At 46.0% G+C, this 17,822-nt stretch carries 23 protein-coding genes; 11 read left to right on the forward strand and 12 right to left on the reverse strand.

What is annotated here, in order from left to right; genetic code table 11:
• Nucleotides 1–80: 80 nt before the first annotated feature.
• From BKB51_RS12930 to BKB51_RS12950, 5 genes are all read left to right on the forward strand, one after another.
• Nucleotides 81–920: a hypothetical protein gene (locus tag BKB51_RS12930; RefSeq protein WP_085901522.1), complete on the forward strand. Its 840-nt coding sequence runs from the start codon at nucleotides 81–83 to the stop codon at nucleotides 918–920.
• A gap of 140 nt (nucleotides 921–1,060) precedes the next feature.
• Complete coding sequence (locus BKB51_RS12935) at nucleotides 1,061–1,483, forward strand: GFA family protein (RefSeq protein ID WP_085901523.1); 423 nt, start codon at nucleotides 1,061–1,063, stop codon at nucleotides 1,481–1,483.
• 60 nt (nucleotides 1,484–1,543) lie between these two features.
• Nucleotides 1,544–1,981, forward strand: a complete 438-nt coding sequence (locus BKB51_RS12940; protein WP_085901524.1) for a GNAT family N-acetyltransferase — start codon at nucleotides 1,544–1,546, stop codon at nucleotides 1,979–1,981.
• Between the two features lie 25 nt (nucleotides 1,982–2,006).
• Nucleotides 2,007–2,543 carry a 2-thiouracil desulfurase family protein gene (locus tag BKB51_RS12945; RefSeq protein WP_245813277.1) on the forward strand — a complete coding sequence of 179 codons (537 nt, stop codon included), beginning with the start codon at nucleotides 2,007–2,009 and terminating at the stop codon, nucleotides 2,541–2,543.
• Between the two features lie 101 nt (nucleotides 2,544–2,644).
• A complete protein-coding gene (locus BKB51_RS12950) occupies nucleotides 2,645–4,168 on the forward strand; it encodes a YifB family Mg chelatase-like AAA ATPase (protein ID WP_085901525.1) in 1,524 nt (507 codons plus the stop codon).
• A 73-nt stretch (nucleotides 4,169–4,241) separates the two neighbouring features.
• On the opposite strand, the gene BKB51_RS12955 is transcribed toward BKB51_RS12950, so the two are convergent.
• The gene (locus BKB51_RS12955) at nucleotides 4,242–4,490 is read right to left on the reverse strand and encodes a ParB N-terminal domain-containing protein (RefSeq protein ID WP_085901526.1); all 249 of its coding nucleotides are present in this window, start codon (nucleotides 4,488–4,490) and stop codon (nucleotides 4,242–4,244) included.
• Nucleotides 4,491–4,828: 338 nt separating this feature from the next.
• Here BKB51_RS12955 and BKB51_RS12960 point away from each other — a divergent pair, with 338 nt between their 5' ends.
• On the forward strand, nucleotides 4,829–6,370 hold the full coding sequence (locus BKB51_RS12960; protein ID WP_085901527.1) for a PAS domain-containing sensor histidine kinase: 1,542 nt from the start codon (nucleotides 4,829–4,831) through the stop codon (nucleotides 6,368–6,370).
• 82 nt (nucleotides 6,371–6,452) lie between these two features.
• Here BKB51_RS12960 and BKB51_RS12965 read toward each other — a convergent pair whose 3' ends face one another.
• From BKB51_RS12965 to hisB, 7 genes are all read right to left on the reverse strand, one after another.
• Nucleotides 6,453–6,809 carry a histidine triad nucleotide-binding protein gene (locus BKB51_RS12965; RefSeq protein WP_085901528.1) on the reverse strand — a complete coding sequence of 119 codons (357 nt, stop codon included), beginning with the start codon at nucleotides 6,807–6,809 and terminating at the stop codon, nucleotides 6,453–6,455.
• 89 nt (nucleotides 6,810–6,898) lie between these two features.
• Nucleotides 6,899–7,237 carry a phosphoribosyl-ATP diphosphatase gene (locus tag BKB51_RS12970; RefSeq protein ID WP_085901529.1) on the reverse strand — a complete coding sequence of 113 codons (339 nt, stop codon included), beginning with the start codon at nucleotides 7,235–7,237 and terminating at the stop codon, nucleotides 6,899–6,901.
• A 20-nt stretch (nucleotides 7,238–7,257) separates the two neighbouring features.
• The gene (gene hisF, locus BKB51_RS12975) at nucleotides 7,258–8,019 is read right to left on the reverse strand and encodes an imidazole glycerol phosphate synthase subunit HisF (protein ID WP_085901530.1); all 762 of its coding nucleotides are present in this window, start codon (nucleotides 8,017–8,019) and stop codon (nucleotides 7,258–7,260) included.
• Nucleotides 8,020–8,124: 105 nt separating this feature from the next.
• Nucleotides 8,125–8,865, reverse strand: coding sequence for a 1-(5-phosphoribosyl)-5-[(5-phosphoribosylamino)methylideneamino]imidazole-4-carboxamide isomerase (hisA, locus tag BKB51_RS12980; protein WP_085901531.1), 741 nt, complete (start codon nucleotides 8,863–8,865; stop codon nucleotides 8,125–8,127).
• A gap of 12 nt (nucleotides 8,866–8,877) precedes the next feature.
• The gene (locus BKB51_RS12985) at nucleotides 8,878–9,432 is read right to left on the reverse strand and encodes a GNAT family N-acetyltransferase (protein WP_338066536.1); all 555 of its coding nucleotides are present in this window, start codon (nucleotides 9,430–9,432) and stop codon (nucleotides 8,878–8,880) included.
• Complete coding sequence (gene hisH, locus BKB51_RS12990; protein WP_085901532.1) at nucleotides 9,429–10,070, reverse strand: imidazole glycerol phosphate synthase subunit HisH; 642 nt, start codon at nucleotides 10,068–10,070, stop codon at nucleotides 9,429–9,431. The genes BKB51_RS12985 and hisH overlap by 4 nt, the downstream gene beginning before the upstream one ends.
• Nucleotides 10,071–10,123: 53 nt before the next feature.
• Nucleotides 10,124–10,711, reverse strand: a complete 588-nt coding sequence (gene hisB / locus BKB51_RS12995) for an imidazoleglycerol-phosphate dehydratase HisB (RefSeq protein ID WP_085901533.1) — start codon at nucleotides 10,709–10,711, stop codon at nucleotides 10,124–10,126.
• A gap of 419 nt (nucleotides 10,712–11,130) precedes the next feature.
• On the opposite strand from hisB, the gene hslV reads away from it, so the two are divergent.
• The 5 genes from hslV (at nucleotide 11,131) to msrA (ending at nucleotide 14,409) form a co-directional block, all read left to right on the forward strand.
• Nucleotides 11,131–11,688 (forward strand): ATP-dependent protease subunit HslV, encoded by a 558-nt coding sequence (gene hslV / locus BKB51_RS13000; RefSeq protein ID WP_085901820.1) that lies wholly within the window; start codon nucleotides 11,131–11,133, stop codon nucleotides 11,686–11,688.
• Nucleotides 11,688–13,022 carry an ATP-dependent protease ATPase subunit HslU gene (gene hslU, locus BKB51_RS13005; protein ID WP_085901534.1) on the forward strand — a complete coding sequence of 445 codons (1,335 nt, stop codon included), beginning with the start codon at nucleotides 11,688–11,690 and terminating at the stop codon, nucleotides 13,020–13,022. Before hslV ends, hslU begins: the two co-directional genes overlap by 1 nt.
• 23 nt (nucleotides 13,023–13,045) lie before the next feature.
• Nucleotides 13,046–13,222, forward strand: coding sequence for a DUF1737 domain-containing protein (locus BKB51_RS13010; protein ID WP_085901535.1), 177 nt, complete (start codon nucleotides 13,046–13,048; stop codon nucleotides 13,220–13,222).
• 233 nt (nucleotides 13,223–13,455) lie between these two features.
• Nucleotides 13,456–13,902, forward strand: a complete 447-nt coding sequence (gene msrB / locus BKB51_RS13015; protein WP_085901536.1) for a peptide-methionine (R)-S-oxide reductase MsrB — start codon at nucleotides 13,456–13,458, stop codon at nucleotides 13,900–13,902.
• On the forward strand, nucleotides 13,903–14,409 hold the full coding sequence (gene msrA / locus BKB51_RS13020; protein WP_085901537.1) for a peptide-methionine (S)-S-oxide reductase MsrA: 507 nt from the start codon (nucleotides 13,903–13,905) through the stop codon (nucleotides 14,407–14,409).
• A 113-nt stretch (nucleotides 14,410–14,522) separates the two neighbouring features.
• Here the strand turns inward: msrA and BKB51_RS13025 are convergent, their stop codons facing one another.
• From BKB51_RS13025 to BKB51_RS13040, 4 genes are all read right to left on the reverse strand, one after another.
• Nucleotides 14,523–14,906, reverse strand: coding sequence for a helix-turn-helix domain-containing protein (locus tag BKB51_RS13025; protein ID WP_085901538.1), 384 nt, complete (start codon nucleotides 14,904–14,906; stop codon nucleotides 14,523–14,525).
• A gap of 46 nt (nucleotides 14,907–14,952) precedes the next feature.
• Nucleotides 14,953–15,555, reverse strand: coding sequence for a Smr/MutS family protein (locus tag BKB51_RS13030; RefSeq protein ID WP_085901539.1), 603 nt, complete (start codon nucleotides 15,553–15,555; stop codon nucleotides 14,953–14,955).
• 181 nt (nucleotides 15,556–15,736) lie between these two features.
• Nucleotides 15,737–16,996: a murein transglycosylase A gene (mltA, locus tag BKB51_RS13035; RefSeq protein WP_218044035.1), complete on the reverse strand. Its 1,260-nt coding sequence runs from the start codon at nucleotides 16,994–16,996 to the stop codon at nucleotides 15,737–15,739.
• A gap of 65 nt (nucleotides 16,997–17,061) precedes the next feature.
• Nucleotides 17,062–17,796 (reverse strand): Tim44/TimA family putative adaptor protein, encoded by a 735-nt coding sequence (locus BKB51_RS13040; RefSeq protein ID WP_198946737.1) that lies wholly within the window; start codon nucleotides 17,794–17,796, stop codon nucleotides 17,062–17,064.
• Between the last annotated feature and the right edge of the window lie 26 nt (nucleotides 17,797–17,822).

Below are 17,822 nucleotides of genomic sequence, written 5' to 3' on the forward strand. Positions count from 1 at the left end.
GAATTAAGGGCCAGAATATCCCCTATAATCTTGAGAACCTATTGTCCTCAACAAACAGGCGAAACTTTATCAGGAAAGTTATGTCACCCGAGAATGCAGATGACATGTCAAAATTCTCCAAGTTGGTTACGGCTGGCCTAACAGTTCTCTTTTTTGTTTTTACCTATTTAACACTTGATATGGATGTTAATCGTTCCGCTTGGTTATCACGATATCTGTTACAGTGTTTATCTCTCAGTACATTGCTTGTTCTTGTTTTCCGGCTATTACCGCTCTTTGATAATCCGGGCATCAAAAGCACCGTTCTCATAGTATTCTGGAGCTGTTTTGTGACTTTGGCGGTTCATTTTATCTACATGGACAGGCCAGAAGTCATTTCCCTGCTTGCAGATATTCAAGGGTATTTTGGCCTTCAAGCCTTGCTGATTTGTGCCTTGATCTATCTGCTTCTGCTATCCGTTCCCTTTGTGCCCGGCGTTGAAATTGGTCTGCTTATCATGGCGGTTTTTGGGAAAGAAGGCGTTTTTGTCGTTTATCTGGCTACATTAGGAGGCTTGAGTCTTTCATTTTTTATAGGTCATTTTTTTCCTCAATTCTGGCCCACAGAGAAACTCCAAAACCTCGCAAAATTGACAAACTTCAAAGCAAATTCCTACCCACTAACGGAAATGCCCCGGCCTCTTGCATTTTTATTTACACTAATACCCTGGATCGCAAAATACCGATACTTGACCCTGGCTCTTCTTATCAATCTGCCCGGAAATGCTATTGTTGGCGGTGGTGGTGGAATCTCTTTTATCAGTGGCGCCAGCAAGAAGCTCACCTTTACTAAGTTCTTTCTGACCCTGAGTTTAGCGACGCTCCCAGTTCCTCTTTTGATATACTTTGGATTGCTGGAACTCGAAAAAATATCTCCTTAAACCTCGCCACAGCCTTTCTATTAAGTACGATTGACAAAGCAAGATAGAACAGGTGATCTTAACCTCGAGTTCTATCTTTGTTCTTTTTTGTGTCTATAGAACACAAAATCATCCATAAAATAAGCAGGAAGCTTGATCATATGCCTGATACAGATCCCAAAAGCACCAAATACACTGGCAGATGTCTTTGCGGAAGTATTCGCTTTGAAGTAAAATCTGAGCTCAATGATATTTCGGCATGCCATTGTCAACAGTGCCGGCAATGGTCCGGTCACTTCTGGGCCTCTACAGATTGTCCTACCGAGCTGCTGACGTTCACATCTTCTCTCACAAGCCTGACATGGTATAAATCTTCCGATCACGCCAGACGTGGTTTTTGCGCAACCTGTGGATCTTCTCTATTCTGGAAGCTGAATAAAGATGGTGAAGAAGGCGACTACTATGCAATTTCAGCCGGATCACTTGATGATACATCTCAACTAAAAACGAAACGCCATATCTTCTGTCGTTTCAAAGGTGATTATTACACTTTGGAAGACAATATTCCCCGAGAAGAAACCTGAGAAATAAGGAATATGGGTAGATAATATTCTTGAATTCCCGGATTAGCACAAGGCATATAGATGTTTAGAGAAGTTCAAAATTCAGACAAAGCAACCGTCATTGAAATGGCAAAGAGCTTTTATCTAGAAGACGGAAATAGCTATGGAAATACCAGAATAGAAAAAGCCATTACCGCCATATTATCCGGAGAACCACTGGCAAAGCTTTGGGTAATTGAAAAAGAACAGGCTATAATCGGCTATCTCTGTGTATCACTGGGATTTTCTCTGGAAACAGGAGGGCGTGATTTTTTTATCGACGAGCTTTTTGTTGAAAAGACTTACAGAAAGCAGGGCATTGGTACAAAAGCACTAGAATATGCCTGTGAGCAGTCAAAAAAACTGGGGGCACAACGTGTCGTGTTAGAGGTTGAACAAAGTAATCCCCGGGCAAAAGCACTCTATAAACGGTTGGGATTCGAACTTCATCCACGGCATTTAATGTCTAAATTTCTGTGAACTACGAAGGCTAAACACAGTCATTATGAGCAATCGTCCTAATAAAAAAACCACCATGAAAAATACCCCCGGAGTATCCGATACATCTCCCCCTTCCATTGAAGTCGCAAGCGCCAAAATACTTGTAAGCGCCTGTTTAATGGGAAAGCCTGTACGGTATGACGGAAGGTACGCATCGAAGGGCCTGGAAAAGCTACAGCATCTACAAAAACAGGGGCGTATTGTTTTACTTTGTCCGGAAGTCGCTGGTGGACTGCCAACACCTAGGGCTCCGGCGGAACGTATATCTGAGCGCATACAAGACCAAACGGGCAAAGATTATACCGATGCCTTTATCCTCGGAGCCGAAAAAGCATTGGCTATGTGCCAAGATCACAATATCAAAATAGCCATTCTCAAAGAGGGTAGTCCCTCCTGTGGCAGCGATTTTATCTATGATGGTTCCTTTACCGGAACAAAAATCAACGGTTCAGGCATCGTCACTGATCTGTTGCGTGCGAACGGCATTACTGTTTTCAGCGAGCATACTATTGACCCTGCTCTTGATCTCGCAAATAGATAAGCCGATACAGTAAATTACACTCAAAATACAAATTTCTTCTTTTACGTGCATCAAAGAGTGTTACACTCAGTTCTCTTTTTGTTCTATTCAGGTAAAAGAAGATGACAGTTCAGATCAATACCGTCTCTTTTCAGGGTATAGAAGTTCGCAACATCGAAGTGCAAGTCCAACTATCGAGCGGATTGCCCGCATTTAACATTGTTGGACTACCTGATAAAGCCGTTGCAGAAAGTCGTGAGAGAGTGCGTGCAGCCTTAACAGCAATCGGGCTCGCTCTTCCACCCAAAAGAATCACAGTCAACCTGGCCCCGGCCGATTTACAGAAAGAAGGCAGTCATTACGACCTTCCCATCGCACTCGGCATACTTGCCGCTATGGAAGTTGTGCCAGCAAGCGAGCTAACGACCTATCTTGTTCTCGGGGAATTGGCTCTGGATGGGACCATCCGGGCAGTAAATGGCATTTTGCCTGCAGCTTTACAGGCACTGGCAAATGATAAGGGCATTATTTGCCCTGAAAGCCAGGGCGCAGAAGCTGCATGGGTGAAAGGGTTAGAGATTGTTGCTCCTTCCAGTCTTTTAGCCCTCACGAACCATATTAATGGGCGACAGATACTCTCACCCCCGAAAACAGCATTACCCCAACCCGCAAATGACCGCCGTCATCTGCCAGACCTAAGGGATGTAAAGGGGCAAGAAACAGCTAAACGTGTGCTTGAAATCGCTGCTGCCGGCGGACACCATTTACTTTTTAATGGCCCGCCAGGATCGGGCAAATCAATGCTTGCCTCTCGGCTTCCTTCGATTTTGCCAGAACTTTTGCCCGAAGAGATCCTCGAAGTCAGCATGATTCATTCACTCGCTGGTTTATTGAAAAATGGGTCACTGGAAAGTTTGCGTCCCTACAGAGATCCACACCACTCTGCCTCTGCTCCCGCCATTGCTGGCGGCGGACCCAAAGCAAAACCCGGAGAAATATCCTTGGCTCACAGAGGTGTTCTCTTTCTCGACGAACTCCCCGAATTTAATCGCAATGTGCTCGAAACCTTACGACAGCCGTTAGAGACCGGAAAAATCTCCATTGCCCGAGCAGAAGCCCATATTACCTACCCTGCACGTGTCCAAATGATTGCTGCAATGAATCCCTGCCGCTGTGGAGAAGTTGATCCGGTTACCCAGATCTGTGCCAGAGGGGCAAGATGCAGCACGCAATATCAGGCCCGCATTTCAGCACCACTTTATGATCGTATTGATCTTTATCTCGACGTTCCACCCGTCAGAGCATCTGACTTATCTCTACCGCCCCCTGAAGAAGGAAGTCATGATGTAGCCCTTCGGGTTCAGGCTGCACGTGATATCCAAACACAAAGGTATGCAGCTTATCCGAAGCAAAATCGCCCCCATTGTAATGCAGAAGCAGAAGGCGAAACTCTGGATAAAATTGCTTTCCTTGGCCCTAAGGAAAAAGAATTAATGCAACGTGCATCAGAGAAATTCAAACTCTCCGCCAGGGCCTATCATCGTGTTCTAAAGGTTTCACGAACCATCGCTGATCTAGATCGTCAGGACATGATACAGACAAAGCACATTGCCGAAGCCCTACGTTATAGAAAGCCGAAAAAGTAGAGCGCATTAATAGAGATGACAGATTTATATAGAAACGCTTTGCAACAATTAACCTGAAAATGTTCACCAAAAACTATCTTTGTTTGGCGTGCAGTATATGTCCTTTAATTGTCGTCTCTCCCAAAGCCTTGCGGGCTTCAAGTCTATGTATTCCTCTCAGTAACACATAACGACCTTTTCCCTGACGAACGCTTATAGGGGTCTGCTCTGTCTCTTCCATGATCTTGTCAGCAGTGATTTTCAACTTTTCAGGGTCAAACTCTTTACGGCGTCCTGCTGGTACATAAATCTCGTCTATGTTTAGCGTATGAACCTTCAGCACTTTATTTCTCCCAACCCGGTAGTTTGGACAGTTTAGTAATCATTTGCTTTATTGGAAATAGCTTTCCCAAGTACTTGACGCTTTAAGAAGAGAGAAGAAATCGTTTGCGAGCCCGGGACTCCACACAAAACCATGTATTAACCACACCTAAGCTCTAGAAAATAACAACCTTTAGTTTAAACAATATAAACATTAGTTTATAATAATTAATTTTATAAGGTACTGATTAATAATAAAAATATCATTTCACTAAAGTTTTACTAAAAACAATTTCAATATGAGTCTATAATTAATAACAACTTGTGCGTTTGTTCCTTTTAATTTTAACAGGACTCGCAATGCTCGCAATAAATGAAATCAAGTCACTGCGTCCCTCAGAAATAAGTGAAATTGGTTCGTGTGAGAGTCTCGTAAATAACTGCCCTTTCGGTATGTACCGTACAGACTTTGAGGGGTATTTTTCTGCTGTAAATCCCGCCTATGCCCGTCTTTTTGGCCTCAATACAGTCGAAGAATTTTTTGAATATACCCGATCACCCAACTGTCAACTCTACACAGATCCCGATTTACGAAGAGACATCTATGATCGCCTGAAAAAACAGAACCAACTCAGCCAGATTGTCTATCAAATATTCAAGGTAGACGGCACGACCCAATGGGTAAAAGAGCACTGTGTCGCAGTGCGAGATCGCTATGGTTCTATTATAGCTTTTGAAGGCTATGTAGAACCAATAGAAAAGCACGATGCTTCAGCTGAAACCAGCTTACTGCCAGAAGCCAGATTCCGGGCAATTTTTGATCAGATTGAAAACATAGCCGTTCAGGGTTATGACCAGAACAGGCGTGTTATCTATTGGAATAATGCCAGTACACAGCTTTATGGATATGAACAACCAGAAGCACTTGGGAAAAAGCTGGAAGACCTGATCATACCCGAAGGCATGCGAGACCATGTCATCGCTGTCCATCAACAATGGCTAGAGCAAAATCAACCAATTCCCTCTGGCGAAACCATCCTCAAAAACAAGAATGGGCATAAAATACCCGTCTATTCCAGCCACATCATGCTTTTGAATTCTCATAACGAGCACGAAATGTACTGCATAGATGTCGAGCTAACCGAAATCAAAAAGGTTGAGCGTGCCCTGCGGATCGCGAAAGACCATGCAGAACGAGCCAGTATGGCAAAAACAGCTTTTCTCTCAGCGATGACCCATGAACTCAGGACACCACTGAATGCCATTATTGGTTTTTCCGAAGTAATGGAGCAAAAAATCTTCGGCGATTTAGGCCACCCACGATATCAGGAATACGTCAGTGATATTCACCATAGCGGCAGTCACCTCTTGGGAATCATTAATGATATTCTTGATCTTTCCATGATTGAGGCAGGTGAGTTAAATCTTATTAAAACAAATGTTTGCCTGCGGACAGCAATTGCACACACCATTCAAATCGTACAGCGAAAAGCAATCAATACAGGCATTTCGCTACAGACAAATGTTTCCAAAGAGATTCCTAGAATTCACATCGACGAAAGAAGTTTGAAACAGACCTTACTCAACTTGCTCTCTAACGCGCTCAAGTTTACAAATGATCAAGGCCTCGTCACAATCACAGCTAACTATTCAAAACAAGACGGTTTTCAAATCCAAATTGAAGACACCGGGATTGGTATGAGCAAAGCAGAAATTAAACTCGCTTTGCGACCCTTTACCCAGGTAGATAACAGCATAGAGCGAAAATATGAAGGTACAGGTCTGGGACTTCCTCTATCAAGATCCCTGACGGTTATCAATGGTGGCAGCCTCAAACTCGCTAGCGCGAAGGGGAGAGGAACAATTGCTCAGCTTCATTTCCCTGCTGATATGGCAGTATAAAATTGAAGCCATAACGCACATAAAAAAACGGAGGCTTCAAAGCCTCCGTTTCAAAATTGAACTATAGCCGCCAAGGCGGATGTTAATTAAAACATCCCCCGAGATCTGCACCGCCAAGTAAATGCACATGGTAATGTGGCACTTCCTGATGCGCATGGGCTTCGTGGTTTGAAATAACCCGATAGCCGGATTCAACAATGCCCTTTTCTTTCGCAATCTCACCGATGGCACGGTTCAAGGCAACAATTTCATCAGCAGATGCTTTTTCAGAGAAATCAGCAAAGGAAACATAAGACCCTTTTGGAATAATCAAAATATGAACCGGAGCTTTACGGGCAATATCATTGAAAGCCAGAACATGCTCATTTTCAAAAACTTTCTCACAAGGAATTTCGCCTCTGAGAATTTTTGCAAAGATATTATTTTGATCATAGGCCATTGTTATTATTCCTTTAAAATATGATTATCTTATAAAACAACAGCCCGTATGATCCGTCAAGATGACCTGCAGCCCAGCCACAGGTAAGATCAGTATTTTATACGGGACGCTTTCTCGGCGATACCGGAGATACCTTTGCGGCCTTCCAGTGCTTCCCACACATCACAAGGTTTTACGCCTCGCGCTTCCCAAAGCACCAAAAGATGGTAAAGCAGATCAGCCGATTCAGCCGCAAGCTCTTCTTTTGATCCACCCACAGCCTCAATAACGGTCTCAACCGCTTCTTCCCCAACCTTCTGGGCGATCTTGTTTACACCCTTTGAAAACAGGCGCGCCGTATGAGATTCTTCTGGATTGTCACCCTTACGTTTGACGATAACGTGGTGAAGTTCATCCAGAATATCTGCCGATAGTTTCTTTTTCGCCATTTGCCTGATCCAATATTCGTCTAAACAGTTCTGACAGGAACCCCTGCCTGTGCCATATGCTCTTTTGCTTCTGCAATGCTGTAAGTGCCGAAATGGAAAATCGATGCTGCGAGCACAGCCGTCGCATGACCTTCTTTGACCCCATCAACCAAATGGTCAAGGTTTCCAACCCCTCCGGAAGCAATTACTGGGATACGCACAGCATCTGCAATTGCCCGGGTTAAAGGCAAGTTATACCCCTGTTTCGTGCCATCACGATCCATAGAGGTCAAAAGCAGCTCACCGGCACCGTAGCGTTCCATCTTTTGAGCCCATTCAACCGCATCCAGACCGGTTTCCTTGCGACCACCATGAGTGAAAATTTCATATTTCCCCGGTGCTACCTGTTTCGCATCAATCGCGACAACAATGCACTGAGAACCAAACTTTTCACTCGCTTCTTTGACAAATTCAGGATTGGTAACAGCCGTTGTATTAATGGAAACCTTGTCTGCGCCTGCAAGCAACAAACTTCTGATATCTTCAAGTGTGCGAATACCACCGCCAACCGTCAGAGGCATAAAACACTCTTCTGCCGTTTGGGAAACCACATCCAACATGATGTCCCGCTTTTCATGACTCGCGGTAATATCCAGAAAACAAAGCTCATCAGCGCCCGCTTTATCATAAAGACGTGCCTGTTCAACCGGATCGCCAGCATCACGCAATCCAACAAAGTTCACACCCTTTACAACGCGTCCATCTTTCACATCAAGACAGGGAATAATTCTTGCCTTAAGCATTTAACAACTCCGGAACTTCTGAGGTTTTCACCCCGTAATATCACCAATAATATCAAGCGACTTTCTGTCGATTACAAATGACAGTTTGGTTATGCATCAACCAGACTAACGCGTGGCAATTGCACCAGAAGCAATCGCAAGTGCTTCTTTGGCATCAATACGCCCATCGTAAATGGAACGCCCACAGATCACCCCTTCAATCCCGGCGTCTTCAACCAGCTTTAGCTGCTTGATATCCTCAACCGAAGCAACGCCACCGGATGCGATCACAGGAATTGAAATCGCCCGCGCCAGATTGGCTGTTGAGTCAACATTACAGCCCTGAAGCAAACCGTCACGATCAATGTCGGTATAGACAATGGCACTAACGCCAGCATCTTCAAACTTACGAGCCAGATCTGTTGCTTTGAGGTCACTGGTTTCAGCCCAACCCTCGGTCGCAACCATGCCACCCCGTGCATCAATGCCCACAACGATTTTGCCCGGGAATTTTTTACAGGCTTCCATAACCAACTCAGGGTTTTTAACTGCAACGGTTCCCAAAATAACCCGCGTAACCCCGGCATCCAGCCACTGTTCAATGGTCTTGATATCGCGAATACCACCGCCAAGCTGGGTCGGCATGGAAACTGTTTTAACAATATTTTCGACGACTGCCCGGTTCACCGGACGCCCTTCAAAGGCACCGTTCAAATCAACCATGTGCAGAAATTCAAATCCAGCGTCTTCAAACTCTTTTGCCTGTGCTGCAGGATTTGAATTGAAAACAGTTGCTGTATTCATTTCACCCTTCAACAGGCGGACAGCTTCCCCATCCTTCAGATCAATTGCCGGAAATACGATCATGGTCTTCTACCTTCAGGAATTATTCAAAAGTTTGCTGTAATAATGCCCGGCAACCCACTGCCCATCTACCTTGGCGTAGCTGTGTTGCGTGCCCCAGCGTGTGAAACCCAGTTGCTCGTAGACACGAATAGCCTGTTTCTGTGTTTCTCGTACGTCTAGATTGAGAACGCTCAATTGACGCTCTTTCGCGGCCAACTCAACCGCCTTGACCATCTGAGCTGCCAGTCCGTGACCTCGGGCCCAAGGCGCAAGAAAGAAGGAGGACAACTGACCGGAATGGGCCTGTGCTTCATTGTTGCGTGGCTGACAGTGCAATTGGGCTGATCCACAGATGGTACCATCAAGCCGCGCCACAAAAATTTGCCGACCCGGAATCAGCAACGCCCCGCGCCAATGATTTTCCAGCGTGTCGCGTTCGGGAACACGCAGCCATCCAAAACCGCCACCATCTTCAATAGCAGCTTCTGTCGCGTCACAAAGATCATAGAGATCCGGTCCGCGAAATTCTGTTAGTTCGTTCACGCCGACGGTGGGTGCACGATCTGGCATAGTGGGCGTTGCGTTCATGGGGTCCACTTTAGGAAATTGGCAAATAGGTTCAAACCAGCAGCTTGAGATTTTTCAGGGTGAAATTGAGTACCAATCAAATTATCACGTCCGATAACAGCAACAACTTTGTGACCATACTCAACTTCAGCAAGGATATGATCCCGGCTTTCTGGGATATAGTGATAGCTGTGGACAAAGTAAATATGCGTCCCGTTTTCCAGTCCGTTCAAAACGGGGCTCTTCCGTAGGACACACAACTCATTCCACCCCATATGCGGGATCTTCAAACTGTGGTCTTCCGGGTCCATTTTGATAACTTCGCCAGGGATCCAGCCCAAACCTTCACAATCTTTATATTCACGGCCAACCGACGCCATTAACTGCATGCCGACGCAAACACCCATAAAGGGCTTGCCACCTTGAATAACCTGTTCCTGTAGGACATCGATCATGCCCTCGGCAGCATTCAGACCGCGCCAACAATCAGCAAAAGCGCCAACACCAGGTAGTACAATACGATCTGCTTTTCGCACCTGTTCAGGATCACTTGTCACAACAACAGATGTTCCCAGGCCAGATTCCGCAGCAGCACGCTCAAAAGCCTTAGCGGCCGAGCGTAAATTTCCAGATCCATAGTCAATGATCGCGAGCGTCATTTTCAATGCCTCATCACGTTTACTTTGAAAAGTTTGCTATCTGCTCAGAATGATCAGAGCACACCTTTGGTCGAAGGAACTTCATCCGCTTTGCGTGGATCAATCTCGATTGCTTCACGAATGGATCGGGCCAAAGCTTTGAAGCAAGCTTCGATGATATGGTGGTTGTTAAACCCGTGAATCTGATCCACGTGCAACGTCATTCCCGCGTTAAAGGCAAAGGCCTGAAACCACTCACGGAAGAGTTCAGTATCCATATCGCCAATTTTATCGCGATCAAAGGTCACGTTCCAAACCAAATAGGGACGATTGGACAGATCCAGTGCAACCCGGCTCAAAGCTTCATCCATGGGTAAAAGACAAGAACCGTAACGACGAATGCCCTTGCGATCCCCCAAGGCCTGTTTAAAAGCCTGTCCCAAAGCGATCCCCACATCTTCGGCGGTGTGGTGAAAATCAATGTGCAAGTCACCCTTGGCGCGTAGCGTTATGTCCATCAAGGAATGTCGAGAAAGCTGCTCGATCATATGATCAAGAAATCCAACACCTGTTTCCACATCGTATTTACCGGAACCATCCAGATTGATGGTTGCCGTAATTTGCGTTTCGTTGGTGTTACGCTCGATATTTGCTTGCCGCACGGGGGTATCCTTCCCAATGACTGCTCGGATGTTCAGACCCAAAAGTCTATCCGTAAATTGTCCAAAATTGTATAGACGACTAAACGGCTTTTTCTCTAGTAAAGCCGCGGCTTTTGTAACAGGTCAGCCCCCACGATGCCAGAGAGATTTAATCCATCACGCAGATTAAAACATCAAAGGTCTCTTTTTGACCAAAAACATTCTTTAATAGATCAAATAAATGACCCGCAGGTGCGGTTGTCATGCCATGTTATAGCTTGTATTACCTATGGCCAGAGTATGATAAGAAGACGATAACAAAACATTTACGAAAACAGGTTGCTGAAAAAGTACATAATTTCAGCTTTTCTCAGCACAAACATACCTTTCTCGTATGATCATCCCTTGACGTGAAGCAGTGAATGGACCATTTCAAAACAATGTCTGAACACGATCCAATTAAATGGCGCGGCACGACGATCTTGTCTGTCCGCAAAGGTAACAAGGTTGTTATAGCCGGCGATGGCCAAGTGAGCCTGGGCAACACCGTTATCAAAGCAAATGCACGCAAAGTACGCAGACTTGGCAAAGGCGATGTTATCGCTGGTTTTGCCGGGGCAACTGCCGATGCTTTCACTCTTTTCGAGCGTCTGGAAGCCAAGCTGGAAAGCTATCCAAGCCAACTCACACGCGCTTGTGTCGAAATGGCAAAGGACTGGCGGACCGATCGCTATCTTCGCCGACTTGAAGCAATGATGGTTGTTGCTGATTCCACAACCTCCTTGATTTTGACCGGTAACGGCGATGTTCTGGAACCGGAAGATGGCTTGATGGGTATTGGATCCGGCGGATCTTTTGCCCTCTCTGCAGCAAAAGCACTTATTGATATCGATGGTATGGAAGCCGAAGAGATCGCCAGAAAGTCTCTTGGTATTGCCGCTGATATCTGCGTTTTCACTAACTCCAATTTGATCGTCGAAAGTATGGACGCCAAATAATGACCGAAAATAACATCCAACACGCCAGCTCTTTTAGCCCACGTGAAATAGTCTCAGAGCTAGATCGTTACATTGTTGGCCAGAATGAAGCCAAACGTGCTGTTGCCATTGCCCTGCGCAACCGTTGGAGACGCCAACAGCTCAGCGACGATATGCGCGACGAAGTTCTCCCAAAAAACATTCTCATGATCGGCCCGACCGGTGTTGGTAAAACTGAAATTGCCCGCCGTTTAGCAAAACTTGCCAATGCGCCTTTCCTGAAAGTGGAAGCAACCAAGTTCACCGAGGTCGGCTATGTGGGTCGTGATGTTGAGCAGATCATTCGTGATCTGGTTGATGCTTCCATTCTGTTAACAAAAGAAAGTCAGCGTAAATCCGTCAAGGCACAGGCAGAACAGAATGCGGAAAATCGTGTTCTTGATGCCTTGGTTGGCGAAGGATCAAGCGAAGAAACCCGGCAAAAGTTCCGGAAAATGCTACGCGAAGGCCAACTAAACGACAAAGAGATCGAAGTCGAAGTGACTGACCACGGCGGCATGCAAATGCCAACAATGGATATTCCAGGCATGCCGGGCGCAAGCATGGGAATGCTCAATCTCGGTGATATCTTTGGCAAAGGCTTTGGTCAGAAAACCAAAAAGCGCCGTCTGAAAGTCGAAGAGTCCTATGAGCTTCTAATGACAGAAGAAAGTGACAAGCTGCTAGATGAAGAAAGCCTTGTCCAAGACGCAATACGTAATGTTGAGCAAAACGGGATCGTATTCCTGGATGAGATCGACAAAATCACCATCCGCTCGGAACGTTCCGGTGGCGATGTCAGCCGGGAAGGGGTTCAACGTGATCTTCTCCCCCTGATCGAGGGGACAACTGTTAGCACCAAACATGGCGCAGTTAAAACCGACCACATTCTCTTCATCGCTTCCGGGGCATTCCACCTGTCCAAACCATCGGACATGCTGCCAGAGCTTCAGGGACGCCTGCCTATTCGCGTTGAGCTGAACGCCCTGAGCCGTGATGATATGAAACGTATCCTCATGGAGCCTGAAAACAGCCTGATCAAGCAATATATTGCCTTGATGGGTACCGAAGAGCTAACACTTTCCTTTGAAGATTCTGCCATTGATGCCCTTGCGGATCTTGCAGCTGAAATCAATACTTCTGTTGAAAATATCGGTGCCCGTCGTCTTCATACCGTGCTTGAAAAGCTGTTGGAAGAAATCTCTTTCACAGCCACAGACAGAAGCGGCGAAAGCGTGACAATCACTGCTGACGATGTAACAGAACAGGTATCTGGCCTGGCCAAAGATACTGATCTGTCGAAATTTATTCTCTAACGACCTGAGGTGAAGGAAAGACGATGAAATTAGGGTATCGTTTTATCACTGGTAAAGATGACGATAAGTTTTGCAAACGCATCTCTCAGGCTTTGGAAGATGGATACCAACTCTATGGGTCTCCATCTCTGACTTTCAACGGCGAAGATGTAATCTGTGGACAAGCTGTTATCTGGCCAGAAGGCAAAGAAAAAGACTAAGCTTAAGCCAAAATTGGCGATCTTTCTTAGTCGATGACGCTACAAAATGCAGGTGGATATTTCACCTGCATTTTTCTTTTCCATCCAATGAACTCCACCCAGAGTACAAACTCTTGATAGATAGTTCTCCGTAATTTTCTCTTCACATAAAGTTTATGGCTGGAACACTTGGCATTTACGGCCCACACGCCCCATATTCCAATAAGAAATGATGATAAAAGGATCTTGTTGCCATGAAGACCTATAAAAAAAATCAAGAGGCAATCGCACAGCTGACCCCCGAACAATACCGGGTGACGCAGGAAAATGGAACGGAACGGCCCTATACTGGCGAGTATCTGGAAAACAAAGAGGTTGGTATCTATGTGGATATTGTCTCAGGCGAACCCCTTTTTGCCTCATCCGACAAATATGAAAGTCATTGTGGGTGGCCAAGCTTTACCAAACCAATTGTTCCTGCACACGTTGCTGAACTGAGAGATAGTACCCACGGAATGGAACGCGTGGAGGTAAGATCCAAGCACGGCGATAGCCATTTGGGCCATGTTTTTACCGATGGGCCAACAGACAAAGGTGGCCTGAGATACTGCATTAATTCTGCTTCACTGAAATTCATTGCTAAAAGTCAAATGGAAGCAGAAGGTTACGGTGAATATATAGATCAGGTAGAGGACGTATAGATGACTGAAAAAGCTATATTGGCCGGCGGCTGTTTTTGGGGCATGCAGGATTTAATCAGAAAGCTTCCCGGTGTGGAAGAAACCCGGGTCGGTTATACAGGCGGTGATGTTGAGAATGCGACCTACCGCAATCACGGTACCCATGCCGAAGGCATTGAGATTTTGTTCAATCCCGCGCAGATTTCTTACCGACAGCTTCTGGAATTCTTTTTCCAAATCCATGATCCCTCCACACCCAACCGGCAAGGAAATGATCGCGGCGAGTCCTATCGTTCCGCCATTTACTATACCAATGATGTTCAACGACAAGTCGCCATTGATACCATTGCCGATGTCGATGCCAGTGGTCTATGGCCCGGAAAGGTCGTAACGGAAGTTGAACCCGCCAGTGATTTTTGGGAAGCAGAAGTCGAACATCAGGACTATCTGGAACGCGTACCAAATGGTTATACCTGCCATTTCCCGCGACCAAATTGGAAACTGCCCAAACGCGAAGTAGCTGAGTAACGTAATGTTTGAATATTTTGAATCTAAAAAGATTTAATCACAGCAAAGGGCGCTTCTGAGCGCCTTTTTTAAACCCTGAAGATGAAAATGCCCATATTAAATTTGGAAATCTGCTACTCAGAAGAAGAGTCCAGGTTGTCATCAAACTCTTTGCCCATAACCTTCATCATGGCTTCGATTTGTTCATCCTCCAGCGTCGATATTTTTTCAGCGAGACAATTCGCAAAGTAAGTGGCTTTTGGCGATAATCCTGCTGTGTTAACCGACACTTTGGGATCAGATCTTATCGCTAACTCTTCCAGCTCTTCTGCGTCATCCCAGATAATATTGAGATACTGACAGACCCGGTGCACAAAGCGACGGCTTGGCTGCCCCCGGTGCCCGTGTTCAATGGACGATAGGTAAGCAGACGAAACGCCAAGGCCTTTTGCCATGTCCTTGAGGGTAATATTACGCTCTGCCCGAATTTCGCGCAGCTTGTGTCCAAAGGGTGTCATGTAAACATTATATAACAATTACAGCGATGTATCGAGTGAACAGTCTCTAACTTTCTCGCCGTCTTTTCAAGAGAACATATAATGCACCGCTGCCACCATGATAATGTTTGGCATGGCTGAAGGCCAAAATAGCGCTGCGATTTGGTTCTTCATTCAACCAATAAGGCACCATGGATTTCAAAACACCCTGTGACTGCGGTCCCGATCCCTTACCGGTGATCACTATCACATTACGCAAATCTCGCGCACGGCAGTCCCTGATAAAACGTTCCAGAGAAGTCTGCGCCTGAGCCTGTGTCTGTCCGTGCAGATCCAGCACGGCCTCCATAGGGAGTTTTCCCTTTATAAAACGCTCAGCCTGCCGTCGATCCATGTTTTCAACTTGCCCGTGGCTCAGGGGACCAGGACTTTGCTTCTTCTTACTGGGCCTTGGGGTCGCTGGGGCATTGCGATAGGACTTAAACGGCAAATCTTCTTTCAGATTTGGAATATCGGCTTCGATATGATCTGGATCAAATTCCGGCTGAGGCAAAGCGCGGCCAAAGACAAAATAATCCCTGTTCTCCAGAGGCTTAACTGTCGTCGCGACAGAGCGCCAGAGATCGGAATCCTTTGCTTTGGAAGATATATTTTTATCTTTTTTGGCCACGCAGTATCACCGGAATAATAGGGAGACTCTAGTTGTCTCTTCTTGCGCCAATTATACTGTTTGGTACGCGCAATTGATGCGGAGGTAATCAAGTTACCTGAAAATTGCAAGTATCTTCTCTGTTATTTCGCTCAAAAGAGTACGCTTTACCTTAGCCACTTACGTGTTCCGCCCAGAATCGTTATGACGAAATATTTTTTGGTAAAACCGTCTTTGGAAGCAGCAGGTAATACTGCCCCTTTTGTTTCATTTTACCAGCCTGAGCCAAAGCAGGTTCACCCGGGCCCCAAAAGAAATCTCCCCTTACAGGGCCACGAATGGCACTCCCCGTATCCTGAGCAACCATAAGCCTCTGCAAAGGCCTTTGCGTGCCGGGCCATGTAGTATCTAGCCACAGGGGGACGCCAAGGGGCATATGACGAGGATCAACCGCAAGGGAACGCTCAGGCGTCAGGGGAACACCCATTGCGCCAATAGGTCCATCGCCTTCTATTTTCCGGAAAAAAATAAATCTATTATTCCGCTGCATAAGTTCGTTGGCTTTTTCAGGGTTTTCCCTAAGCCACGTCCTGATGGACTGCATAGACATCTGATCACGAGGGATAATCTTTTCGTCAATCAACGCCCGACCAATAGCATAGAATTTATGCCCGTTGTTCCCTGCATATCCTACACGAACAACCTGACCATTCGGCATTTTTACCCGACCAGATCCCTGTACATGAAGGAAAAACACATCCACTGGATCATCAGACCAGATCACTTCCAGGTTTTGGTTCTCAAGGGCGCCATCATCAATCTCGGTGCGGTTATGATAAGGCACCAGTCGATTGCCTTTGACCTTTCCAACTATGGTCGTTCCTTTGAGCTCCTTATCAAAATCGCTCAAACGAACAGAGACCAGATCGGATGGCACATCATAAAGGGGATATTTGTAGGTCTCGTCTTTGGTAAAAGATCCGTTTAATTCAGCTTCGTAGTAGCCAGTGAAAAGACCTTCCGGCTCTGCGTTATTCTTAACATGGTACGGCGTCAGATTTTCTTGCAGCCAAACACCAAAATCACTGTGGTTATCCGGGTTGGACATAAAAAGTTGCAGATCGTCACACAACGCTTTCCAGTCTGCAGCTGTGCCAGCAATGCCTTCTGGCCCTACCTTTTTAGCATCCGGCCATTTTTGATATCGAGCACAGCTTCTTTCCAGCGCCGGATAGGCTTTGAACAGTTCGTCATCATGCCAGCCCGGCAGAGCTTCGTACCCAACAGGGCTCAGGGTCAGATTTTCTTCGGCTGTTATGCTGGGGGCAGGGGGTTTCGCCGCTTGATCACAACTGGCTAACGAAACCGCCGCAACGGGTAAAGAAACCAGCAATAATTTTCTGAAAAACTTCTGTCCTTTAGTCGAACCTTGAGTCGAAACAAATCGCGAAGAAATCTGCAAAGCCACCCCCATGGCTACCAAATAAGCTGATAGCCCGTCATCAAAGATTAAACCTGTGTAGAAGCTTAATTGGGACTACGCGTTTCCACCAGTAACCAATTTGGGTCTTTACTTCTTGTATCACGGGTAAAGGTCCAGATATCGGTAACCTTGGCAACGTGATTTGAATCACCAGAAACAGTATTACCATCTGCATCACGGGTCACATTAACCTGTTCTGATACGAACTTGACGGTAACAACAGCATGACGTCCTGACATTTCAGCTTCAATAATATCCACATCATTAATGCCAACCATAACGGTTTCATGCGTTTGTTTCAGGGCTTCCCGTTCATCAATAGCTGATTTGAAATCATGGTAGACTTCATCATCCAATAGATTACGAAGGGTTTTTGTATCTCCGTCAGCAAAAGACCCAATGATCATTTCGAACGCAGCCCCCGCGCCTTGGACAAATTCCGCCGGGTCAAAAGACCGATCTGACATCTGGATAGCTGACAGCCCTTCGGCCAAAGCAGAATCAGAAGGCAGAACATCTAACGCGACTTTTCCGCCATGCAAAGAACCCGTACGGATTTCTTTATTCGGCTTATCGTTAGAATCCAGAAATTGTGAATCGTCGCTATGTCTGTCTTCACGATTTGGTAAATTAACGACATTGTCGTTTTCTGCACGATCCTGAAAGGGATCATGATCAGGCTTTTCATCAAAGCCTGTGCGCTTACCAAGCGTACTGCGAAGTCTGAGGACGAGGAAAACTGCAACCGCAGCAAGAAGAATGATATCGAAAAAAGGCAAGTTGCTACCCATATATGATTTGATTC

The sequence above is a fragment of the Kiloniella majae genome, from assembly GCF_002118315.1.
In the GTDB taxonomy this organism is placed as follows: Bacteria; Pseudomonadota; Alphaproteobacteria; order Kiloniellales; family Kiloniellaceae; genus Kiloniella; species Kiloniella majae.

Excerpts from the sequence above, each read along its gene's own strand:
- msrB (WP_085901536.1), top strand. The coding sequence starts at position 13,456 with ATGAAGACCTATAAAAAAAATCAAGAGGCAATCGCACAGCTGACCCCC.
- BKB51_RS12945 (WP_245813277.1), top strand. The coding sequence starts at position 2,007 with ATGAGCAATCGTCCTAATAAAAAAACCACCATGAAAAATACCCCCGGA.
- BKB51_RS12960 (WP_085901527.1), top strand. The coding sequence starts at position 4,829 with ATGCTCGCAATAAATGAAATCAAGTCACTGCGTCCCTCAGAAATAAGT.
- hslU (WP_085901534.1), top strand. The coding sequence starts at position 11,688 with ATGACCGAAAATAACATCCAACACGCCAGCTCTTTTAGCCCACGTGAA.
- BKB51_RS12985 (WP_338066536.1), bottom strand. The coding sequence starts at position 9,432 with ATGAACGCAACGCCCACTATGCCAGATCGTGCACCCACCGTCGGCGTG.
- BKB51_RS13025 (WP_085901538.1), bottom strand. The coding sequence starts at position 14,906 with ATGACACCCTTTGGACACAAGCTGCGCGAAATTCGGGCAGAGCGTAAT.
- msrA (WP_085901537.1), top strand. The coding sequence starts at position 13,903 with ATGACTGAAAAAGCTATATTGGCCGGCGGCTGTTTTTGGGGCATGCAG.
- BKB51_RS12935 (WP_085901523.1), top strand. The coding sequence starts at position 1,061 with ATGCCTGATACAGATCCCAAAAGCACCAAATACACTGGCAGATGTCTT.
- BKB51_RS12940 (WP_085901524.1), top strand. The coding sequence starts at position 1,544 with ATGTTTAGAGAAGTTCAAAATTCAGACAAAGCAACCGTCATTGAAATG.
- BKB51_RS12950 (WP_085901525.1), top strand. The coding sequence starts at position 2,645 with ATGACAGTTCAGATCAATACCGTCTCTTTTCAGGGTATAGAAGTTCGC.
- hisH (WP_085901532.1), bottom strand. The coding sequence starts at position 10,070 with ATGACGCTCGCGATCATTGACTATGGATCTGGAAATTTACGCTCGGCC.
- BKB51_RS13010 (WP_085901535.1), top strand. The coding sequence starts at position 13,046 with ATGAAATTAGGGTATCGTTTTATCACTGGTAAAGATGACGATAAGTTT.
- hslV (WP_085901820.1), top strand. The coding sequence starts at position 11,131 with ATGTCTGAACACGATCCAATTAAATGGCGCGGCACGACGATCTTGTCT.
- BKB51_RS12970 (WP_085901529.1), bottom strand. The coding sequence starts at position 7,237 with ATGGCGAAAAAGAAACTATCGGCAGATATTCTGGATGAACTTCACCAC.
- hisA (WP_085901531.1), bottom strand. The coding sequence starts at position 8,865 with ATGATCGTATTTCCGGCAATTGATCTGAAGGATGGGGAAGCTGTCCGC.
- BKB51_RS12965 (WP_085901528.1), bottom strand. The coding sequence starts at position 6,809 with ATGGCCTATGATCAAAATAATATCTTTGCAAAAATTCTCAGAGGCGAA.
- BKB51_RS12930 (WP_085901522.1), top strand. The coding sequence starts at position 81 with ATGTCACCCGAGAATGCAGATGACATGTCAAAATTCTCCAAGTTGGTT.
- hisF (WP_085901530.1), bottom strand. The coding sequence starts at position 8,019 with ATGCTTAAGGCAAGAATTATTCCCTGTCTTGATGTGAAAGATGGACGC.